This is a genomic window from Streptomyces sp. NPDC057438 (assembly GCF_042802995.1).
Lineage (GTDB): Bacteria > Actinomycetota > Actinomycetes > Streptomycetales > Streptomycetaceae > Streptomyces.
Genome location: NZ_JBHVDD010000069.1, coordinates 29,358 through 50,371, shown reverse-complemented (window position 1 = coordinate 50,371; position 21,014 = coordinate 29,358). Strand labels below are relative to the sequence as shown.

Genomic DNA, 21,014 nt, shown 5'->3' with positions numbered 1-21,014 from the left:
TGGCGCCGACGATCTTGGTTCCGTCGCCGTAGCCGCCAGGCCGAGATGGGTGTGGTCCAGCACCGCCGCTCGTTCCTGTCCGTGTTGATATGCATCCGTGGTCGGGAGCGGCCGTGGCCCGGTCGTGGCGGCGGTAGCCGACGGTACATTCGCCCCGTTGCTGCGCCGCCGCGACGACCGTGGCAAAGGACGCCTCACAGTCGGGCAGGACGTATGACGCCGCCGGTCGCAGGTGGACCTCACTGCCGGTGGGAGAGAACAGTTCCTCGAACACGGCGGTTAGGTGCTGGCTTGGGGGATCTGAGCCAGCAGCAAGCCGGAGAGTTCTCCACTGATGATCACGTCGGCTCCGGGGCTGATGGGCCTGCTCGATGACGGTGAGCGGCCCCCGCGCAGTGCGGTGAGCCGCTCGGTGAGTCCGGTGGTGATCAGGCCGACGAGGGTGGAGACGTACACCAAATCTGCGCCGAACGCCCTGCCCGGGCAGTGGCATCGAACTGGGAATCAGCACACTTCGCGTCCAGTCTTTCTGACCAGCCCAGGCCTCGCCTTCCCGCGACGAGGCCTGGGCCTGCCGGGAAAACCGGGCCACGTCGCAGAGGACTTCTGCCGGCGCGTCTCGTATCCTCCCGGTCGCGGCTTACGCCGTGGGGGCTCGCTCAGGCGGGCTTGAGCTGCCATTGCTGGCAGTTGTTGTTCTGCCACGACCACTGTCGTACGTCGGCTCCATCGGCCGTGGAGCAGTCGGCGACATCGGCGACCTTGCTGGTGGCCTGATTGACGATCCGTACATATCCGCCACTCGTGGCGAGGAACCGGAACCGCTGGCAGGTGTTGTTCAGCCAGGACCACTGGCGCAGGTCCGCGCCGTCGGCCGAGGAGCAGTTCTCCGTGTCCAGCACCTTGCCGCTGGCGACGTTGACCAGGCGATGGGTGTCATCGCCCAGGTCCTCGAGGCGCCAGCGCTGGTTGTTGCCGCCGCCACACGTCCACTGCCGCACATTGGCCCCGTCGGCGCTCGAACTCCCGGCCACGTCAAGGCACTTGCCGCTGCCCCGGTTGACGACCGTGTACGTCGTCGAGGCGGACGACGGCTCCCCCGAGGGCCCGGCCGACGAGGCGCCGAGCCGCACCGGCGTACCGAGGTTCGGCGTACCGTCCGAGTTCCAGGTGAACTTCTGTGCCCGCGCGGTGCGGCCGTTGTCACAGCCGTCGCTCGCACTGTCGTTGGCGTGATAGACGATCCAGCTCTCGGTGCCGTCGGGCGAGTTGAAGAAGCCGTGGTGGCCCGGCCCGTAGACACCGTTCGCGTCGTTGCGCTGGAAGACCGGCGTGGACTTCTTCGTCCAGGAGGAGGAGGCCAGGGGGTTGGAGCCGGTCAACTCCAGCTGGCCGAGCTTGTAGTCGGGCGTCCAGCAACCGCTCGCCGAGTAGACGAGGAAGGTCCGGCCGCCCCGCTGGAGTATCTCCGGGCCCTCGTTGACCGTGCCTCCCGAGCGCTCCCAGGCGTGCGTGGGCGTGGAGATCGTCGAGAAGGAGCCGCTGACCGTGTACGGGTTGGACATCCGCGCGGCCACGAGGTTCTGTGTGCCACCGTTCGTGCTGCCGAACAGGTACAGGCTTCCGTTGATGGTCGCCACGCTCGGGTCGAGCATCCACGCACTGTTGAGCTGGTTCTTGTAGGTGTACGGGCCCATCGGATCCGAGCCGGCGCTCTCCAGGACGTGGGAGCGCTGGGTGGGGTTGTAGTCGGAGACGTTCTGGCCCGCGACGTAGTACAGGTACCAGCGTCCGTTCAGGAAGTGCAGTTCCGGAGCCCAGATGTTGCAGCAGCGCGAGGCCGCGTCACCCGTCCACACCTGGACGCTCGGCGCGGTCGAGAGGCCGGCGAGTGTCGGCGCCTTGCGGATGGTGATGGCGTCGGTCCAACTCGTCGTCACCAGGTAGTAGTTGCCGTTGTGGTAGGAGATCCAGGGGTCGGCGCCCTTCTGGGCCTTGACCGGGTTGGCGAAGGAGGCGGCGCTCGCCGAGGGCTGGCCCAAGGAAAGCGCGAGCAGGAGGGCCGCCAGCAGGGTCAGTAGGCGACGGGCCATCCGCTGCTCCAGTTCAGGAGGTTGATGCCGAGCTTCGGAGTGCCGTTGGCCTGGCCGTCGTAGTAGTGGTAGACGATCAGATCACTGTCCCCGTCCTTCATGATCGACTGTCCGCCGGGGCCGATGTACCGGCCGTGCGACTCCAGTACGGGCGTACCACCGTTGTTCATCATGGCGACGCCGTTCTTGTCGCGGTACGGGCCGGTGATGCTGGTGGCCCGGCCGACCTTGACCTTGTACGTGGAGTTGACGCCGGCGCAACAGGTGTCGTACGAGGCGAACAGGTAGTAGTAGCCGTTGCGTTTCACGATGTACGGGGCCTCGACGGCCCCGGTGCTGGTGGGGCCGGAGGCGAGCGAGTAGCGGGTGACGTTGGACGAGAGCTGCTTCCCGGTCGACGGGTTGATCTGGATCATCTTGATCCCGGTCCAGAAACTGCCGAAGGACAGCCACCACTTGCCGTCGTCGTCCACGAAGAGGTTCGGGTCGATGGCGTTGTAGTCGTTCGACGACCTCGACGTGTAGACGATGCCCTGGTCGGTCCAACTGCCCGGCCGGCCGGTCGTCGACGTCGCCAGCCCGATGGCCGAGTTCTGTGACCGGAAGGTCGAGACGGAGTAGTACATCAGGTACTTGCCGCCGTGGAACGAGATGTCGGGCGCCCAGGCCTCCGGCACGGAGGAGTAGGTGCGCCACCAGCCCGGCCTGCTGGAGAAGGCGTCCGCGCCGCCGCTGAACGCGATGCGGTCGGCGGACGCGCGGTTGCTGATGCCGCCGCCGGTGGCGTACAGCAGGTACTGACCCGACGATGTGCGGATCATCGTCGGGTCGTGGACCACTGTCGCGCCGGTGACGGTGCCCGGGTTCGGGTACGCGGACGCCGAGCTCGGGACGAGTGCGAGCAGGATCGCCGCGGGGACGGCCAGGAGAGCGGTTCTGCGGGTGGTTCTGCGAGTGCCTGTGCGGGAGGTGAGGCTCACGCGGATCCTCCTTGCGTGGGGGGAGAGAAACGGCCCGTAGGACGGTTCGGCATGCTCTGAGCGCTGAGTGCACTCGGCCTGCATGTTCGACAGGGTGAACAACGGTCACACCTTCGAACCGGAAGGTAGAATCGAACCCCTTGCGCGTCAAGCGTTCGCGCAGCAACTCCCCTCCCACGGTCATCGAATCGCGTGCGACAACTCACCCCGTCGCGCGGGTCACTCGACACCTCCCGGGTGAAGCCGCTCCTCCCAGGCACCGACCTGCTCTCGCAGCCGGGCGGCGCAGCGGCCCCACGGCCCTCCGCCGCACCGGGAGGATGACACCTGCACCCCGTGCACGACCTCGCCGTCCGGCACGTACCCCCAGTGCCCCGGCAAGCCCGTTCAGGTCCCGGCCCGTTCGGCGGGGCACGTCGCTCCGCCTCACTGCTCCACCGTGCGTCACGTGAACGCCTCCGGAGTTCCGATCACCGGGCACATCACGCTCCAGCAGACCGCCCCTCACTGCCCTGCCAGCCCCGTATGCGCCACCCCCTTCACAATCTGCCGCTGGAACAGCGCGAAGACGATCAGAAGTGGCAGGCCGGCCATGACGACCGACGCCATCATCTGCTCGTAGCGGAGGCCATAGGACGTCTGGACGTTGACCAGACCCACAGGAAGCGTCATGCCGCCCGGATCCGTGGTCACGAGGAACGGCCAGAGGAAGTTGTTCCAGGTCGAGATGAACGTGAAGATGCCAACCGCCGCCAGGACCGGACGGGACAGGGGCATCACGATCGTCCAGAAGACGCGCCAGCGGCCGGCGCCGTCGACGAAGGCCGCTTCCCCAGTTCGCGGGAGACACCGTCGAAATACTTGACCAAAATGAACACCACGGCCGGGACGGCTACTTGGGGCAGGATCACACCCCAGTAGGTGTCGACCAGCCCCAGTTGCACCATCTCCGCGAACAGGTCGACGGTTCACGCAGACATCCACACAGCGGGCCGGTGGCGGCCGTCCGCCCGGGTGGCCGAAAATCGCAGCATCCCAGAACTGGGGGACGCCGCCACCGGCCGACCAGTGGCGGTCGCCCCTCGCGGGCCGACGATGCCAGCGACCTGGAGGCCATGTATGAGTATCCGCGTGAGATGGCGTGGCGGGCGGGTCCGGCGGTGGCCCAGCGTTCATGAGCCGTGACCTGCCCCGGCACGCCGGGTCAAAAACGAACGGTATCCCGCCCTCGCTCCTCGCCCCACCGGCGCGGCCGGACTTCGCCTCCACAGGCTCGGCAGAGCGGCCACCTAGCCGAGGAAACTCAAGCGGACCTGACGGTCGGGATTGTCCCTGTTCGTGTCCACCAGGCACACCGACTGCCATGTCCCCAGTTCCAGCCTCCCGGCGATGACCGGCAGGGTGGCGTGGGGTGGCACGAAGGCGGGGAGGACGTGGTCGCGGCCGTGGCCGGGGCTGCCGTGGCGGTGCTGCCAGCGGTCGTCGGCGGGGAGGAGTGTGCGGAGGGCGGCGAGGAGGTCGTCGTCGCTGCCGGCGCCCGTCTCGATGACGGCGATGCCGGCCGTGGCGTGCGGGACGAAGACGTTGAGCAGACCGTCCCGCCCGGCCGCCGCCTCGCGGAGGAAGGCCTCGCAGTCGCGGGTCAGGTCGACGACCCGCTCGCGCGATCCGGAGGCGACGTTCAGGACTCGGGTGGTGAAGGCGTCGGACATGCCTCCATCGTCGCGCACCCGTGGGCGCGGCGCGGAAACGACCGGTCCGCCCCGGCGCCCGAGGTGCCCGAGCACACTCCGTCGCGGGGAAGATCCGCGCCCCGGCCACTGTTCGTAGAAACGTGAACAACACGCGCGAGGTCGAGGTCGTCGTCATCGGCGCCGGCCAGGCAGGTCTGGCCGGCGCCTATCACCTGCGCCGGACCGGCTTCGAGCCGGAGCGCGACTTCGTGGTGCTGGACCACGCCCCGGTCCGGGCGGCGCCTGGCAGTTCCGCTGGCCTTCACTGACGTACGGCAAGGTGCACGGGATGCACGCGCTGCCCGGCATGGAACTGACGGGAGCCGACCCGGCGCGGCCGTCCGCCGAGGTCGTCAGCGCGTACTTCGACTCGTACGAGCGCGCGTTCGACCTGCGGGTACGGCGTCCCGTGGACGTGCGCGCCGTGCGGGAGGGCGAGGGTGGGCGGCTGTTGGTGGAGACCTCGGCCGGTACGTGGTCGACCCGGGCGCTGATCAACGCGACGGGCACCTGGGACCGGCCGTTCTGGCCGCGCTACCCCGGTCAGGAGACCTTCCGGGGGCGGCAGTTGCACACCGCCCAGTACCCGGGCCCCGAGCGGTTCGCGGGGCTGCGGGTGGTCGTGGTGGGCGGGGGCGCGTCAGGCACGCAGCACCTGATGGAGATCGCCCCGTACGCCGCCTCGACGACATGGGTGACGCGGCGCCCGCCCGTCTTCCGCGAGGGTCCGTTCGACGAGGGCGCGGGACGGGCGGCCGTGGCCATGGTGGAGGAGCGGGTGCGGCGGGGCCTGCCGCCGAAGAGCGTGGTGTCGGTGACGGGTCTGCCGCTCAACGACGCCGTCCGGCAGGGCCTCGCGGACGGCGTCCTGGACCGGCTGCCGATGTTCGACCGGATCACGCCCGACGGCGTGGAGTGGGACGACGGCCGCCGTGTGGACGCCGATGTCATCCTCTGGGCGACCGGCTTCCGCGCCGCCGTCGACCATCTGGCGCCGTTGCGGCTGCGCGAGCCCGGTGGCGGCATCCGCGTCGACGGCACCCGCGCGATCGCCGACCCCCGCGTCCACCTGGTCGGTTACGGCCCCTCGGCCAGTACCATCGGCGCCAACCGTGCGGGCCGGGCCGCGGTACGGGACATCAGGCGACTCCTGGCGGGCGAGCCGGTCGCCGCCGTCTGACACCCCGAGCCGGCGCGTCGGGACTCAGCCGGCCGCCTGCGAGGCGGGCGGAGTGCTCGCCGCGACGGACGGCGACGGCTTCCTCCGGTTCTGGTTGAACTCGGCGACATTGCGCAGGTGTTCCTGGTAGTTCGCCGTGAACCGCGTGTCGCCCGGCTTGACCGTGACGAAGTACAGCCAGTCGCCCGACGTCGGGTTGACCGCCGCGCGCATCGCGGCCACGCCCGGGTTGGCGATCGGCGTGGGCGGCAGGCCCATGCGCCGGTAGGAGTTGTACGGGCTGTCGATCTTCGTGTCGTTCACGCTGGTGTCCAGCGTGGAGCGGTTCAGTGCGTAGTTGATGGTGGAGTCCATCTGCAGCGGCATCCCGCGCTCCAGCCGGTTGAAGACGACCCGGGCCACCCGGCCCATGTCCTCCTCGGTGGCCGCCTCGGCCTGGATGATGCTCGCGATCGTGACCGCCTGGTAGACGTTCATCGCGTTGCGCTGGGCCCCGGCCGTGACCTGCCCCCCGTTGAACCTCTTGTTCGCGGTCTCGACCATGGATGCCAGCAGGGACTCGGGAGTCGCCTTCTCCGGCACGGGGTACGTCGCCGGGAACAGATAGCCCTCCGGATTGCCCTCGGCGTCGGCCGGAAGCGTCAGCTTGGCCTTGGCCAGGGACTTCTTGGTCGATCCCGCGGGCAGGGCGAGGGCCTTGTCGACGGCTTCGTAGACCTGGCCGGAGCGCCAGCCCTCCGGGATCACCAGTGACGCGGGGCGCTCGGCCGCGCCGCCACCGCTCTCCACGCTCAGCAGCGGCACCGCCACGGCGGTGGCCGCCACGACGGCCCCGGCCGCGATGAGGGCGGCCCGGCCCCGACGCGTCAGTCGAATCGTGCTCCGTGGCGGAGTGTTCATCTGCATGCGGGCACGGTAACCCGCATATCACCGCAAACCTGGCATAACCCGGCATATCTTCATCTTGTCGGCTCCAGTTTCGGGACCTCGACCACCTCACGGCCCGGCGTACGCCGCGCGTCGCGCCGGACGAGCGCCGCGTACCGCCCGCCCCTCTCCATCAGCTCCTCGTGGGTTCCGCGCTCCACCGCACGGCCGGCGTCCAGTACGACGATCTGGTCGGCATCCCTGACCGTGGAGAGGCGGTGGGCGATGGTGACGGTGGTGCGATGGGCGGAGAGCGCGTCGATGGCCTGCTGCACCGCGTGTTCGGTGCGGGTGTCGAGGGCACTGGTCGCCTCGTCGAGAATGAGGACCGGCGGGTCGCGCAGGATGGTGCGGGCGATGGCGAGGCGCTGCTTCTCACCGCCGGAGAAGCGGTGTCCGCGTTCTCCGACGACCGTGTCGTAGCCGTTGGGCAGTGCCGCGATGTGGTCGTGGATCTGGGCAGCCCGCGCCGCCGCGTGCAGTTCCTCGTCGGTGGCGTCCGGCTTGGCGAAGCGCAGGTTGTCGGCGACCGAGGCGTGGAAGAGGTACGTCTCCTGGGAGACGACTCCGATGCCACGGGCCAACGTGTCGAAGTCGAGGTCCCGCACGTCGACCCCGTCCAGGGTGACCCGACCGCCCGTGACGTCGTAGAGCCTCGGCACCAGAGCGCCGAGTGTGGACTTGCCGGCACCGGTCGGCCCCACGACGGCGAGGCTGCCGCCGGCCGGGACGGTGAGGTCGATGCCGTCGAGGATCGGGCGCCGACGGGCTTCGCCGACGCGCTCGCCGTCGCTGCCGCGCGGGCCGTCGTCGCCGATCTCGCCCCTGCCACCCCGCTTGCCGTCGTCGCCGATCTCGCCCTTGCCACCCCGCTTGCCGTCGTCGCGACGGCCGCGCCTGGCACGCCTGGCGTCGTCGCCGTCATCGCCATGGTCGGCGTCGTAGCGGAACTCGACGTTCTCGAAACGGACCTCTCCCTTGACCCGGTCGAGGTGGACGGGGTTCTCGGGCTCGGTGATGTCGATGGGCAGGTCGAGGTACTCGAAGATGCGCTGGAAGAGGGCGAGCGAGGCCTGGATCTGGACGCCGGTGGACAGCAGGCTCACCGTCGGCCGGAACAGGTTCTGCTGGAGCGAGACGAAGGCCACGAGCGTGCCGACCGAGACGGACGGGCCACCCAGTTGCAGGGCCACACCGGCACTCCAGTAGATGACGGCGGGCATCGCGGACATGACGACGGTGATGACGGCCATCCGCCAGCGCCCGGCCATGTTGGACCTGACCTCCAGGTCGACGAGCCCTTCGGACTCCTCGGCGAAGGACTTGGTGAGCGAGTCGGCGCGGCCCATGGTGCGTCCGAGCAGGATGCCGCTGACGGACAGCGACTCGGTGACCGTCGCGGCCATGGCGGCCATCTGGTTCTGGCGCTGGGTGGTGATCTTCTTGCGTTCGTTGCCGACCCGGCGGCTTATCCACACGAACAGCGGCAGCAGGAGCAGGGTGACCACGGTGAGCCGCCAGTCCAGAGCGACCATCGCCACGACGGTGGCGACCACGCTGGTGGTGTTGGAGACCAGGGAGGTGGCGGTGGAGGTGACGGTCGCCTGCATGCCGCCGATGTCGTTGGCGATGCGGGACTGGACCTCGCCGGTGCGGGTCCGGGTGAAGAAGGCGAGCGACATGCGCTGCAGCCGGCCGTAGACGGCCGTGCGCAGATCGTGCATCACGCGCTGGCCGACGGTCGTGGAGATCAGCGTCTGCAGGACGCCGAAGATGCTGGTGAGGACCGCGCTCAGAATCATGCCCAGCGCGAGCAGGCTCAACAGACCGGTGCGGCCCTCGGGGATCGCTGTGTCGAGTATCTCCTTGAGGAGAAAGGGCGTGGCGACCGACGCGAGCGAGGCGGCCCCGACGAGCAGGCCGACGATCGCGAGCCGGCCACGGTAGGGGCGGAAGAGTTTCAGGATGCGGCGTACCTGGCGTGGCTGTTCCGGCGCGGGGCCGGACAGCACCCAGGTGGGTTCATGGTCGGGACGCATGAGCTCCTACGGGAGGTGAGACGGCGGGACGAGTGAGCCGTGGACCGGTTCACGGAGCCTAACTCATTGTTACCTATACTCACAATGAACATGGTCCTGATATTGTTCCCGTATGACCACCCCCGACGCCGACGGGCCGCTCGCCGAGCAGTTGCTGCGGCTCACCCGCCGTGTGCACCGCATCCAGAAGCGCCACCTCCAGCAGAGCGGGTTGGAGATCACCCCGGCACAGTCCCGGCTGCTGCGCACTCTGGCGCACTACGACACGCCACCGCGCATGGCCGATCTGGCCGAGCGACTGGAGGTCGTTCCCCGGGCCGTGACGACCCTGGTCGACGCGCTGGAGGAGAGCGGCCGGGTGCGCCGGGTACCGGATCCCACCAACCGGAGGGTGATCCGGATAGAGGTCACGGACGACGGCCGCACGGTGCTGCGGGAACTGCACCACGCACGGCGGTCGGCGGCGGCGGAGATCCTGGCCCCGCTGTCCGACGATCAGCGGGGGGTACTCGGCGGGCTGCTCGACACACTGATCGACGGGGCGCCGGTGGCGGAGCGGCGCTGCTGAGTTGCGGGGGCGCGGAAAGACGAGTCGCGGGCACGCGAAAAGGCCCGGAGCGGAGTGCCGCGCCGGGCCTTTCGTATGCGCGAACCCTTCGCACGGGTCGTGGGGGCGGGTGGCGAGGGCGGGTGCGGTGCGCGCGAGGTCGCAGGACGGGCGGTCAGCTCACCTCGGGCGCGGGCTCCCTCGCCTCGGTCTTGGAGAGCGCGGGTGCCCCTGTCCTCGCGGGGGCCTCGGCTCCGTCGGTGGAGGTGGTGGAGGCGGCGGAGGTCTCGGCGGCTTCGGACAGGGGCCGGGTCGGCGAGCTCGCGGTCGCGTCCGTGGCGGGCTCGTCGTCCTCCTCCACGAACTTGATCTCCCCATCGAGCATCTTCTTCGCCCGGTCGGTGTCCAGTGCCCCCTCCCACTTCGACACCGCGAAGACGGCGACGCAGTTGCCGAGGAGGTTGGTGACGACACGCATGGAGTCCATGATGCGGTCGACACCGAGCAGGAGCGCGACGGCTCCGGCAGGGATGGCGCCGAGCGAGGAGGCCGTGGCCGACAGGGCGAGGAAGGCTGAACCGGGGATGCCGGCCATGCCCTTGCTCGTCAGCATCAGCACCAGGATGACGGTGATCTGCTGGCTCAGACTGAGGTCCACGCCCACGGCCTGCGCGATGAACAGCGTGCCGATGGAGAGATAGATGGAGGCGCCGTCGAGGTTGAAGGAGTACCCGGTGGGCAGTACCAGACCCACGGCATCGTCGCGGGCGCCGGCCTGCCGCAGCTTCTGCATCATGCGCGGCATGACGCTCTCGCTGGAGGCGGTGCCCAGCGCCAGCAGCATCTCCGCCCGCGTGTAGCGGACGAACTTCCACAGGCTCAACCCGGTCATCAGCTTCAGCGCGACGCCCAGCAGCACGAGGAAGACGAGCGCGACGGCGTAGCACAGGACGATCAGCTTGGCGTAGGTCTTCATCACGCCGAGGCCGTACTCGCCGACGAGGTGGACCATCGCGCCGAACACGGCGAGGGGGGCCAGCTTCATGACGAAGCCGACGATCGCGAAGATGACCTCCTGGGCCTGTTCGACGGCGGGCAGGATCTTGGGCACCTTGGTGTGGCCGAGGTGCAACAGCGCGGCGCCGACGAGGCAGGCGAGCACGAGCACCTGGAGCAGCGAGTTCTCGGCGAACGCGCCGATCGCGCTCTGCGGCAGCGCGTTCAGGATGAACTCGCCCGTCGTCGGCAGGTCACCGCCGGCGGTCTTCGCGTCGACCGCCGAGGCGTCGAGTTTCGAGGGGTCGACGTTCATGCCCGAACCGGGGCCCACCACGTTGGCGGCGATCAGGCCGATGAGGAGTGCGGCCGTCGAGGCCACCTCGAACCAGATCAGGGCCTTCAGCCCGATCCGCCCGAAGGCCCTGAGGTTGCCGGCCTTGGCGATACCGACGACGACCACACAGAACACCAGCGGCGAGATGACCGTCTTGATGAGGCGGATGAAACCGTCGCCGAGCGGCTGAAAGGTGGAGGCCGTGTCCGGCCACAGCCTTCCGACGACGATTCCGAGCACAAGCGCCACTCCGACTTGGGCGAAGAGCGAGGTACGCAGCATGCGTGCGACGCGACGCGGCTGGGACGGTACGGGCTGCGGCACGGGCACTCCTCCGAAGGAACTTTCTGTGATGCGGAAAAGCACTTCCGCGTCGATCACTATCGGGGAATCGTCGCTCGCGAGGAAGACCCTCGTGTTTCGCCTCTGTAAATCATCGAACAGACGTCACATCGCACGCATTCGGCGTCAACAGCCCATCCGGTGCTCCGTCAGCACTCCCTGTACGGGGACCAGCGACCGGTCGTGGTGGCCGTCCCATCCGTAGGTCCGATAGCGCTCGCTCGTCGTGCCGACCGCCTGCCGCTGGTCGCGCGGCACGTTCGCCGTGTCCGTGGCATTCCCCGTGCAGGTGTCGTCGAGCCGGGACCGCTCCGTGCGCCGGCCGGATCACCGCTCGGTGATCGTCGCCAGGTCGCCGAGCGTGAGCACGGTCCGCAGCCGGTCGCCCGTGCCGGGCGTCGTCGTTCCGTCCATCGTGTACGACCGTCGGACAGGCCCCGCCCGTCAGCGTGGCCGCGCACGGCCGGTCGTGCGAGATGACGGTCGCCGAAGCCCGGAGAACGCAGATGGCCGAGGCGTTCGACCCGACGGCCCCTCACCTTGCCGTCCAGCCGCAGGACGACCTTGCTCCACCGCTTTCCGCAGGGGTCGCTCCGGCGGACATGGACACGAAGATCCGGCTTCTCATGGCAGGCGTTTCACGGCGAGCGGGGGTTCCGCCACAACGCCCTCTCCGGCCACGAGGGCGCGGCTGGTCTCACGCCTTCAGCGCCGCCCTGTCCCCCATGACGATCACCGGGTGCCGTGCGGGATCGAGTGTGCGCAACAGGTACTCCATCCCCGACTTGGACAGGCTGACGCAGGCCGAGGTACCGCTGCCGTGGTCCATGTGCAGCCAGATGCCGCCGCCCTTCGACTGGCCCTCAGGACGTGTCGGGTCGATCGGCGAGGTGCCCTTGACGCGGTTGTAGTCGATGGCGATCACATAGTCGAAGTCGTGCCAGTGCGACTTGGCCCAGTAGTGCGGTGCCTGGAACGACGCCGACCGGCTGTACGGGAGTTTCGCGCCGGGATCGGCGAGTACGCCACCCGCGTCGCTGAGCGTGAACACACCGACGGGGCTGCGCTTGTCGCCCTCCCGGTGGTCGGGGGTCCACCCCTTCTTACCGTTGTGGCCCTCCCAGCTGCGGGTCTTCTTCCAGACCGAGCCGCTCTTGGTGTACAGCACGACCGTCGCGTCGGCGTCGTCCACGCCCTTCCCGTACACCGCCACGACCTGGCGGGACTCGGCGGGGATCTGCTTCTGCAGGCGGTCGCCGACGTCCGGGATCCGCGTGGGATCCTCGGTCCGCTCCTCGGAGCGGTCGGTCCCGCCGGACTTCTCGGCGCCCGCGTCCGAGGTGGTCGCGTGCTGCGTGCCGTCCGAACCGCCGCATGCCGCCAGCGACATCACCAGGGCGCCACAGACCACGACCGCGAGCCGGACACGACCCGCGCCCCTCGTCACACCCGCGTCGTACGCCCGGCGCGCGTCCCCGTTGTACGCCCGGTGCGCGTCCGCTCCGTGCGCCCGGTGCGCTCGCCGCGCGTCCGCGTCACCCGCCCCGCCGGTTCGTCCCCGCATCGTCCCGCCTATTCGCATGCTGTCCATCGTCGCACCGCTCACCGGACGGAAGCCCGCACCGACCCGCGCGCCGGGCCTCGCCCGGGCGGTCCAGGCCGAAACTTTGCCCGGGACCGGAAAACCGTTTGCTTCCGACCGTGCCGCGACGCGAACCTTTCACGGCCGGTCGTCGGACTCACGGCCCCGTTGACGGCCGGTCGTCGGACCCACGGGTCCTTCTCCCCACTTCGCCTCACCCCTCCCCCACCCTGACACGAGCCTCTGGGACGTCATGCAGATTCAAGACCTTCCGTACGCAGACCCGGGCGTGCCGGACGCACGCTCGGGTCCACGATTCTTGTGGTGGCTCGGACGGAATCAACTCGGCGGTCAGTTCAAAGCGCTGGCATGGGGGTTACTGCACTTCACCTCCGTGGCCGCGCTGCCGTTCTGCGTCGGCTTCGCCATCCAGGCCGTGGTCGACCGCTCCGGCGCCCGGCTCACCCTCGCGGGCGTGGCACTGGTGCTGTGCGGGTTCACCATCGCACTGGGCGACACCTTCCTGCACCGCTCCGCCGTCACGAACTGGATCACCGCGGCAGCGCGCGTCCAGCAGTTGCTGGCCCGCAAGACGGCCCGGCTCGGCTCGGCGCTGACACGGCGGGTGGCCGCCGGTGAGATCGTCGCCGTCTCGACCGGTGACGTCGAGAAGATCGGCTGGTTCGTCGAGGCCGTCTCCCGGTTCACGGCCGCGGCCCTCACCGTGGTGCTCGTCTGTGTCGGCCTGGTGGTCTACCAGCCCGCGCTCGGCATCGTCGTCGCCGTCGGCGTCCCCGTCCTCGCTCTGTCCGTACTGCCGTTGCTGCCCCGCGCGACCCGGCGGGCCGACTTCCAGCGCGAGAAGGCGGGCCGCGCCACCGAGTTGGCCTCCGACACGGTGGCGGGCCTGCGCGTCCTGCGTGGCATCGGCGGTGAGGACCTCTTCCTCGACCGCTACCGCCGGGCCTCCCAGGAGGTCCGCCACGCCGCCGTGCGCAGCGCCCGTATGTGGGCCCTCATCTCCGGCCTGCAGGTACTGCTGCCCGGGCTGCTGATGATCGCCGTCGTCTGGCACGGCGTGGGTCTCGCCCGCGACGGCCGGATCACGATCGGCGAACTGGTCACCGTGTACAGCGCGGTCATGCTGCTCGCGTATCCGCTCCGGCACTTCGAGGAGATCGCAATGGCGTACTCCTTCTCCCGTCCGTCCGCCAAGAGGGCCGCCGGAGTGCTGTCGCTGGACCGGGCCACGGACACCGACGGGGTTCGCGGGGCCGCGGTCTCCACCGGTGACCTGTACGACCCGTCGACCGGGCTGCTCGCGCCCGCCGGCTGTCTCACCGCGGTGGTGTGCGGCGACCCGGACGCGGCCGGGCGGCTGGCGGAACGGCTGGGCGGCCACGCCGCCGAGGAAGGCACCTCCGTGTTGCTCGACGGCGTACCGCTCGACGAACTGCCCCTCGACTCCGCCCGTACCGCCGTTCTCGTCCAGGACAAGGACCCGGTGCTGCTCTCCGGCACGCTGCGCGAACTCCTCGACGTCCCCGCCTCCGGTGAGGTCACCGCCGAGGAGGCGCTTGCCGCCGCCCAGTGCGGTGACGTGCTGGAGGCCCTGATCCAGGGGTCGCTCGACGCCGAGGACGCGATGGACGCGCGGATCACCGAGCGTGGCCGGTCCCTGTCCGGCGGCCAGCGCCAGCGCCTCGCACTGGCCCGGTCCCTGATCACGGACCCGGGCGTGCTGGTCCTGGACGAACCGACCTCCGCCGTCGACTCGCACACCGAGGCCCGGGTCGCCGACGGCATCCGCTCGCTGCGGGCGGGGAGCACGACGGTCGTGTTCACCTCCTCGCCCCTTCTCCTCGACCTCGCCGAACGTGTCGTCCTCGTGCACGAGGGCAAGGTCGCGGCGGTCGGCCGGCACCGCGACCTCGTGCGCGACGAACCCCGGTACCGGGTCGTCGTCACGCGCGAGACCGACGAGGAGACCGCCTCGGCCGGCAGACCCGAGGAGAAGACCGTGCGCGCCGCCGGAGCCGCCTTCGCGGGTCGGTCGGCGGACCGCAGGACCGCCCTCAGCGACGTACTGGACGAACTGGAAGAAATCGAGGAGACCGCATGATCGGCGTGGCGCCCCCGGCCTACGACCCGGCCGCCCCGACGACGGCGAGCACCCTGCCCGTCGGCGCCCCCGCGACCGTACGCGCCTACGTGGCCGAGCTGTTCCGCAGGCACCGCCGGGCCTTCGTCGTGCTCATCACCGTCAACACGATCGCCGTGGTCGCCTCGATGGCGGGCCCCTATCTGCTCGGCGCCCTCGTGGAACGCGTCTCCGACGGGGCCCGCGAACTCCACCTGGAACTCACCGCGACCATCTTCGTCGTCGCCCTCCTCGTCCAGGCCGCCTTCGTACGGGAGGTCCGGCTGCGCGGGGCCATGCTCGGCGAGCGGATGCTGGCCGACCTCCGCGAGGACTTCCTCGTCCGGTCGGTCGGACTGCCGCCGGGCGTCCTGGAACGCGCCGGCACGGGCGACCTGCTCTCCCGCATCACCACCGACATCGACCGGCTCGCCAACGCCATGCGCGAGGCCGTGCCCCAGCTGGCGATCGGCGTCGTGTGGGTGGCCCTCCTCCTCGGCGGGCTCGCCGTGACCGCGCCCCCGCTGGCGCTCACCGTGCTGCTGGCCCTGCCGCTGCTGGTGCTCGGCTGCCGCTGGTACTTCAAGCGTGCCCCCTCCGCCTACCGCTCGGAGTCCGCCGGGTACGCCGCCGTCGCCGCCGTGCTCGCGGAGACCGTGGACGCCGGCCGCACGGTCGAGGCCCACCGCCTCGGCACTCGTCGCATCGAGCTGTCGAACCAGCGCATCCGGGAGTGGACCGCCTGGGAGCGGTACACCTTGTGGCTGCGGTCGGTGCTCTTCCCGGTCATCAATCTCACGCACACCACCGTTCTCGGTTCGGTGCTGATCGTCGGCGGGGTGTTCGTCCTGCAGGGCTGGATCGGCCTCGGCCAGCTGACCACCGGCGCGCTCATCGCCCAGATGCTCGTGGACCCCCTCAACCTGATCCTCCGCTGGTACGACGAGCTGCAGGTCGCCGAGGTGTCGCTGGCCCGCCTGGTCGGTGTGCGGGACATCGAGCCGGACGCGGGTGACCCGGCCGTGACCCCCGACGGACGCCATGTCCACGCCGACCAAGTGCGCTTCGGGTACCGCGAAGGCGTCGACGTCCTGCGCAAGGTGTCCCTGGAGGTCGCGCCGGGCACCCGGCTCGCCCTCGTCGGCCCGTCCGGCGCGGGCAAGTCGACCCTGGGCAGGCTCCTCGCCGGGATCTACGCCCCCCGCGACGGCCGCGTCACCCTGGGGGGCGCCGAGCTGTCCCGGATGCCCGCCGAGGACGTCCGCTCCCATGTGGCACTGGTCAACCAGGAGCACCACGTGTTCGTCGGCTCGCTGCGCGACAACCTGCTCCTCGCCCGCACGGGCGCTCAGGATGCCGAGCTGTGGGCGGCGCTGGGTGCCGTCGACGCCGACACCTGGGCACGGGCGCTGGAGGAGGGGCTGGACACCGAGGTCGGCTCCGGCGGGTTCGCGCTCACCCCCGCGCAGGCCCAGCAGATCGCGCTTGCCCGGCTGGTCCTCGCCGACCCGCACACGCTGGTCCTGGACGAGGCGACCTCGCTCCTCGACCCGCGCGCGGCCCGCCATCTGGAACGGTCCCTGGCCCGTGTCCTCGACGGCCGCACCGTCGTCGCCATCGCCCACCGCCTGCACACCGCCCACGACGCCGACGTCATCGCCGTCGTCGAGAACGGCCGTGTGAGCGAACTGGGCAGCCACGACCAGCTGGTCGCGGCGGACGGCGCGTACGCCGCCCTGTGGAGGTCGTGGCACGGCTGACGGTCGCGGGGGCGTGCCCGGCACGGCTGACGGTCGCGCCGGCCTGCCCGGCGCGGGTGCGGTGCCCACGGCCGGGAAGGGCCCCCGGCCCGGGCCCGCACCGTGGGCGGTCGCGGAGCCGTGGGCACCGCGGCACCCGCGCCGGGCCCTGGAGAAAAGGGGCGGGATGGGGCCGCGGCCCCATGGTCCGGCGGCTGCCGGCCCCCTGCCGTTGCGCTTTGCCGAACGCGAGTGGAAGGCTGGTGGTGGGCACTGATTCGGGGGACGCCCGTGAACCGCCCGGTTCGCGGGGTCCGGGCCGTCGCCCAGCGGTCCGCGCGCCCACCGCCGCCGAGCGGTGGCACCGGGCCCGTCCCACCACTGGAGGTACCCGTGGACAGAGTCGGCGGTTGGGGAGACGACGTCTACCAGCCAGACGGATCCGAGGTCCAGGACGACGCGGGGCTGCTGGACGCCGAGGACACCCTGCTCGCCGACGGTGTGCCCGACCCGCTCGACCGGGGCTGGTCCCCACCGGAGCGGCCGTGGGCGGTGGAGCACACCGGTGTGACGGCGGCGGAGCGGCTGCGCGGCGAGACCCTGGAACAGCGCCTCGCCGAGGAGCTCCCGGACATCTCCTACCCCGACGGTGACGGTATCGGCGACTCCCAGGACACCGACGGCGAGCCCCTGGACAACGAGGTGGGCGCGCTGCGCTCCGGTCGTCTCGTCGCTCCCGACGAGGGCGCGCACGAGGACGAGGAGAGCGGACTGATCGCCAGCGACGTGGGCATCGATGGGGCAGCCGCCTCCGCCGAGGAAGCGGCGATGCACATCGTGGACGAGGACTCCCTGTCCGGCTGACCGGGCCCGCGACGGCTCGGCCCGGGCCGGTCGGCGCCTCAGATCACGTTCAGTGCCGCCGCCGCGCCCACGCCGCCGAGCACCATGAACACCGGCATCAGCACCCGCAGCTCCACCCAGCTGCCGGCCCGGAACCGCATGGCCTTCGGCGGGCCCAGGGGGTACCAGCGCTTGCGCCCGATCGGTATGGGCCACAGGACCGGGCAGCCCGACACGGTCAGCGAGTCCCCGATGTCGTGTACCAGCGCGCCGAGCACGATCGGCAGCCCGAGCCACAGATACTCCTGACCCGGCTGGGTGAACAGCCAGTCCGCCCCGTTGCCCGGCTTGTCCAGGACGCCCGCGATGATCCAGGCACTGGTCGCGGCCAGCAGCCACACCAGGACATCGCTGCTCGAACCCCGCGCCGCCCGCCACAGCAGGCCCTCGATGGCCAGCACCATGTGCACGAACAGGATGGCCAGCACCGCCCAGCGTCCGCCCGTGATGGCGAGGCCGGAGGCGCCGGCTCCGAGAAGGACGGCCCACAGCCAGGTGTGCGTGAGCGTGCGGTGCCCGCCGGAGCGGCGCGGGTCGCCCTGCTTCCTCGTCGCCTTGTAGACGGCGTAGGAGAGCTTGTCGACGATCTCGCACACCCAGCGGGACAGCGGGCCGAAGGAGCGGGAGATCGTGGCCGCCTTGTGGTCCAGGTCCGGGGCGAGTGCGGCACCCGCGCAGATCAGCGCACCGGCCAGGAGAACCGGCCAGGGCATGGTGTGCCCGGTGGCGGCCGCCGCGGCCCCGACGCCGAGCCAGGCCGCGGCTCCCGACAGTGAGTGTGCTGGTCCCATCATGGCCGTGCCCCGTCCCATTCCGTTCGTGCCGCTGTCCAGGCGCGTTGTGCCGCTGTCCAGTTGTCCAGGTGCGCTGATGTTCCGTCGGCGCCACAGCGTAGCGTTCACGATCTTCGGTCCGGCATCCGATTCCCCCATCCGCCGTGCGGGCAGGCAAGATGGGGTCGTGACCCTCATCGATCAGCTGCCGCGGACCGCCGACCCCGACGCCCTCTACGAAGCCTTCGAGGCGTGGGCCCTGGAACGCGGTCTCACCCTCTACCCGCATCAGGAGGAGGCGCTCATCGAGGTGGTCTCCGGCGCGAACGTGATCGTGTCGACGCCCACCGGCTCGGGCAAGAGCATGATCGCGGCGGGCGCGCACTTCGCGGCCCTCGCCCGGGACGAGGTCACCTTCTACACGGCCCCGATCAAGGCTCTCGTCTCGGAGAAGTTCTTCGAGCTGTGCAAGATCTTCGGCACCGAGAACGTCGGCATGCTCACCGGCGACGCCTCCGTGAACGCCGACGCCCCCGTCATCTGCTGTACCGCCGAGGTGCTCGCGTCCATCGCCCTGCGCGACGGCAAGCACGCCGACGTCGGTCAGGTCGTGATGGACGAGTTCCACTTCTACGCGGAGGCCGACCGCGGCTGGGCGTGGCAGATCCCGATCCTGGAGCTGCCGCAGGCCCAGTTCATCCTGATGTCGGCGACGCTCGGCGACGTCTCGATGTTCGAGAAGGACCTGACCCGGCGCACCGGCCGCCCCACCTCGGTGGTCCGCTCGGCGACCCGTCCGGTACCCCTGTCCTACGAGTACGTCCTGACACCGCTGACGGAGACGCTCACGGAGCTGCTCGCCACCAAGCAGGCTCCCGTCTACATCGTGCACTTCACCCAGGCACAGGCCGTGGAGCGCGCACAGGCGCTGATGAGCATCAACATGTGCACGCGAGAGGAGAAGGACCGAATCGCCGAACTGATCGGCAGCTTCCGCTTCACCACCAAGTTCGGCCGCAACCTCTCCCGTTACGTGCGGCACGGAATCGGCGTGCACCACGCCGGCATGCTGCCCAAGTACCGGCGGCTGGTGGAGAAGCTGGCACAGGCCGGTCTGCTGAAGGTCATCTGCGGTACGGACACACTCGGCGTCGGTGTCAACGTGCCCATTCGCACCGTGCTGTTCACCGCGCTCACCAAGTACGACGGCAACCGGGTGCGGACGCTGCGGGCCCGGGAGTTCCACCAGATCGCGGGCCGCGCCGGGCGGGCCGGCTTCGACACGGCGGGCTACGTGGTGGGGCAGGCACCCGAGCACGTCATCGAGAACGAGAAGGCGCTCGCCAAGGCCGGCGACGACCCGAAGAAGCGCCGCAAGGTGGTCCGCAAGAAGGCTCCCGAGGGCTTCGTCGCCTGGTCGGACAGCACCTTCGAGAAGCTCATCGCCTCGGACCCGGAACCGCTCACCTCCCGCTTCCGGGTCACCCACACCATGCTGCTGTCGGTGATCGCCCGGCCGGGCAACGCCTTCGACGCGATGCGGCATCTGCTGGAGGACAACCACGAGCCGCGCAAGCAGCAGCTGCGGCACATCCGCCGCGCGATCGCGATCTACCGCTCGCTCCTGGACGGCGGCATCGTCGAGAAGCTCGACGAGCCGGACGCCGAGGGCCGCATCGTCCGGCTGACGGTCGATCTCCAGCAGGACTTCGCGCTCAACCAGCCGCTGTCCACCTTCGCGCTGGCCGCGTTCGAGCTGCTGGACCCGGAATCGCCGTCGTACGCCCTCGACATGGTCTCCGTCGTGGAGTCGACGCTGGACGACCCCCGGCAGATCCTCGCCGCCCAGCAGAACAAGGCACGCGGTGAGGCCGTGGCCGCGATGAAGGCGGACGGGGTCGAGTACGAGGAGCGCATGGAGCGGCTCCAGGACGTCAGCTACCCCAAGCCGCTGGAGGAGCTGCTCTTCCACGCGTACAACACCTACCGCAAGAGCCACCCCTGGGTCGGCGATCATCCGCTGTCGCCCAAGTCGGTGATCCGGGACATGTACGAACGCGCCATGTCCTTCACGGAGTTGGTGTCCCACTACGAGCTGGCCCGCACCGAGGGCATCGTGCTGCGCTACCTCGCCGGCGCCTACAAGGCCCTCGACCACACCGTCCCCGACGATCTGAAGTCGGACGACCTGGAGGACCTGATCGCCTGGCTCGGTGAGATGGTGCGTCAGGTCGACTCCAGCCTCCTCGACGAGTGGGAGAAGCTCGCCAACCCCGAGGAGATGACGGCCGAGGAGGCCCAGGAGAAGGCCGACCAGGTCAAGCCGGTCACCGCCAATGCTCGCGCCTTCCGTGTCCTCGTCCGCAACGCGCTGTTCCGTCGTGTCGAACTCGCCGCCCTCGACCAGGTGGGCGAACTGGGCGAGATGGACGCCGAGTCCGGCTGGGACGCCGAGCGGTGGGGCGAGGCGATGGACAGGTACTGGGACGAGTACGAGGAGCTCGGCACAGGTCCCGACGCCCGTGGCCCCCGGTTGTTGATGATCGAGGAGGAGCCGCAGAACGGGCTGTGGCGCGTCCGGCAGACCTTCGCCGACCCGAACGGCGATCATGACTGGGGCATCAGCGCGGAGGTCGACCTCGCGGCCTCCGATGCCGAGGGTCGCGCCGTCGTCAAGGTCACCGACGTCGGTCAGCTGTGAGC

Annotated in this window: 14 protein-coding genes and 3 pseudogenes; 6 read left to right on the top strand and 11 right to left on the bottom strand. The window is 70.2% G+C overall.

All coding sequences use genetic code 11. The features are described from left to right. Positions 1–279: 279 nt before the first annotated feature. The 5 genes and pseudogenes from ACFU5F_RS30120 to ACFU5F_RS30100 form a co-directional block, all read right to left on the bottom strand. Complete coding sequence (locus ACFU5F_RS30120; RefSeq protein WP_383893893.1) at positions 280–456, bottom strand: hypothetical protein; 177 nt, start codon at positions 454–456, stop codon at positions 280–282. Between the two features lie 203 nt (positions 457–659). Beyond that, positions 660–2,093, bottom strand: a complete 1,434-nt coding sequence (locus ACFU5F_RS30115) for a family 43 glycosylhydrolase (RefSeq protein WP_383893890.1) — start codon at positions 2,091–2,093, stop codon at positions 660–662. Beyond that, a complete protein-coding gene (locus ACFU5F_RS30110; protein ID WP_383893887.1) occupies positions 2,075–3,073 on the bottom strand; it encodes an arabinan endo-1,5-alpha-L-arabinosidase in 999 nt (332 codons plus the stop codon). Before ACFU5F_RS30110 ends, ACFU5F_RS30115 begins: the two co-directional genes overlap by 19 nt. Positions 3,074–3,577: 504 nt before the next feature. Next, positions 3,578–4,032 (bottom strand): annotated as a pseudogene (locus ACFU5F_RS30105) (carbohydrate ABC transporter permease); the annotation flags it as partial. A gap of 330 nt (positions 4,033–4,362) precedes the next feature. Next, positions 4,363–4,785, bottom strand: coding sequence for a secondary thiamine-phosphate synthase enzyme YjbQ (locus ACFU5F_RS30100; RefSeq protein WP_383893883.1), 423 nt, complete (start codon positions 4,783–4,785; stop codon positions 4,363–4,365). A gap of 122 nt (positions 4,786–4,907) precedes the next feature. Between ACFU5F_RS30100 and ACFU5F_RS30095 the strand changes: the two are divergent. Beyond that, a pseudogene (locus ACFU5F_RS30095) lies at positions 4,908–5,986 on the top strand (NAD(P)-binding domain-containing protein). Positions 5,987–6,010: 24 nt separating this feature from the next. Here ACFU5F_RS30095 and mltG read toward each other — a convergent pair. After that, entirely contained in the window at positions 6,011–6,892 is an 882-nt protein-coding gene (mltG, locus tag ACFU5F_RS30090) for an endolytic transglycosylase MltG (protein ID WP_383893880.1), read from the bottom strand. A 53-nt stretch (positions 6,893–6,945) separates the two neighbouring features. After that, positions 6,946–8,952, bottom strand: coding sequence for an ABC transporter ATP-binding protein (locus tag ACFU5F_RS30085; protein ID WP_383893877.1), 2,007 nt, complete (start codon positions 8,950–8,952; stop codon positions 6,946–6,948). A 112-nt stretch (positions 8,953–9,064) separates the two neighbouring features. Here ACFU5F_RS30085 and ACFU5F_RS30080 point away from each other — a divergent pair, with 112 nt between their 5' ends. Continuing rightward, positions 9,065–9,520, top strand: coding sequence for a MarR family winged helix-turn-helix transcriptional regulator (locus ACFU5F_RS30080; RefSeq protein ID WP_383893874.1), 456 nt, complete (start codon positions 9,065–9,067; stop codon positions 9,518–9,520). Between the two features lie 154 nt (positions 9,521–9,674). On the opposite strand, the gene ACFU5F_RS30075 is transcribed toward ACFU5F_RS30080, so the two are convergent. From ACFU5F_RS30075 to ACFU5F_RS30065, 3 genes and pseudogenes are all read right to left on the bottom strand, one after another. Next, complete coding sequence (locus tag ACFU5F_RS30075; protein WP_383893872.1) at positions 9,675–11,156, bottom strand: cation:dicarboxylate symporter family transporter; 1,482 nt, start codon at positions 11,154–11,156, stop codon at positions 9,675–9,677. 144 nt (positions 11,157–11,300) lie between these two features. Beyond that, positions 11,301–11,612: pseudogene (locus tag ACFU5F_RS30070) on the bottom strand (peptide-N4-asparagine amidase); the annotation flags it as partial. 259 nt (positions 11,613–11,871) lie between these two features. Further along, positions 11,872–12,564, bottom strand: a complete 693-nt coding sequence (locus ACFU5F_RS30065) for a hypothetical protein (RefSeq protein WP_383893911.1) — start codon at positions 12,562–12,564, stop codon at positions 11,872–11,874. Positions 12,565–13,009: 445 nt separating this feature from the next. Here ACFU5F_RS30065 and ACFU5F_RS30060 point away from each other — a divergent pair, with 445 nt between their 5' ends. The 3 genes from ACFU5F_RS30060 to ACFU5F_RS30050 all read left to right on the top strand — a co-directional run bounded on the left by ACFU5F_RS30060 (position 13,010) and on the right by ACFU5F_RS30050 (position 17,499). Then, positions 13,010–14,878, top strand: a complete 1,869-nt coding sequence (locus ACFU5F_RS30060; protein ID WP_383893869.1) for an ABC transporter transmembrane domain-containing protein — start codon at positions 13,010–13,012, stop codon at positions 14,876–14,878. Then, positions 14,875–16,656: an ABC transporter ATP-binding protein gene (locus tag ACFU5F_RS30055; protein ID WP_383893866.1), complete on the top strand. Its 1,782-nt coding sequence runs from the start codon at positions 14,875–14,877 to the stop codon at positions 16,654–16,656. Before ACFU5F_RS30060 ends, ACFU5F_RS30055 begins: the two co-directional genes overlap by 4 nt. A 372-nt stretch (positions 16,657–17,028) precedes the next feature. Beyond that, positions 17,029–17,499, top strand: a complete 471-nt coding sequence (locus ACFU5F_RS30050; protein ID WP_383893863.1) for a DUF5709 domain-containing protein — start codon at positions 17,029–17,031, stop codon at positions 17,497–17,499. A gap of 38 nt (positions 17,500–17,537) precedes the next feature. On the opposite strand, the gene ACFU5F_RS30045 is transcribed toward ACFU5F_RS30050, so the two are convergent. Continuing rightward, the gene (locus ACFU5F_RS30045; protein ID WP_383893860.1) at positions 17,538–18,332 is read right to left on the bottom strand and encodes a metal-dependent hydrolase; all 795 of its coding nucleotides are present in this window, start codon (positions 18,330–18,332) and stop codon (positions 17,538–17,540) included. Positions 18,333–18,498: 166 nt separating this feature from the next. Here ACFU5F_RS30045 and ACFU5F_RS30040 point away from each other — a divergent pair, with 166 nt between their 5' ends. After that, positions 18,499–21,012, top strand: a complete 2,514-nt coding sequence (locus ACFU5F_RS30040) for a DEAD/DEAH box helicase (RefSeq protein ID WP_383893857.1) — start codon at positions 18,499–18,501, stop codon at positions 21,010–21,012. Positions 21,013–21,014 lie beyond the last annotated feature (2 nt).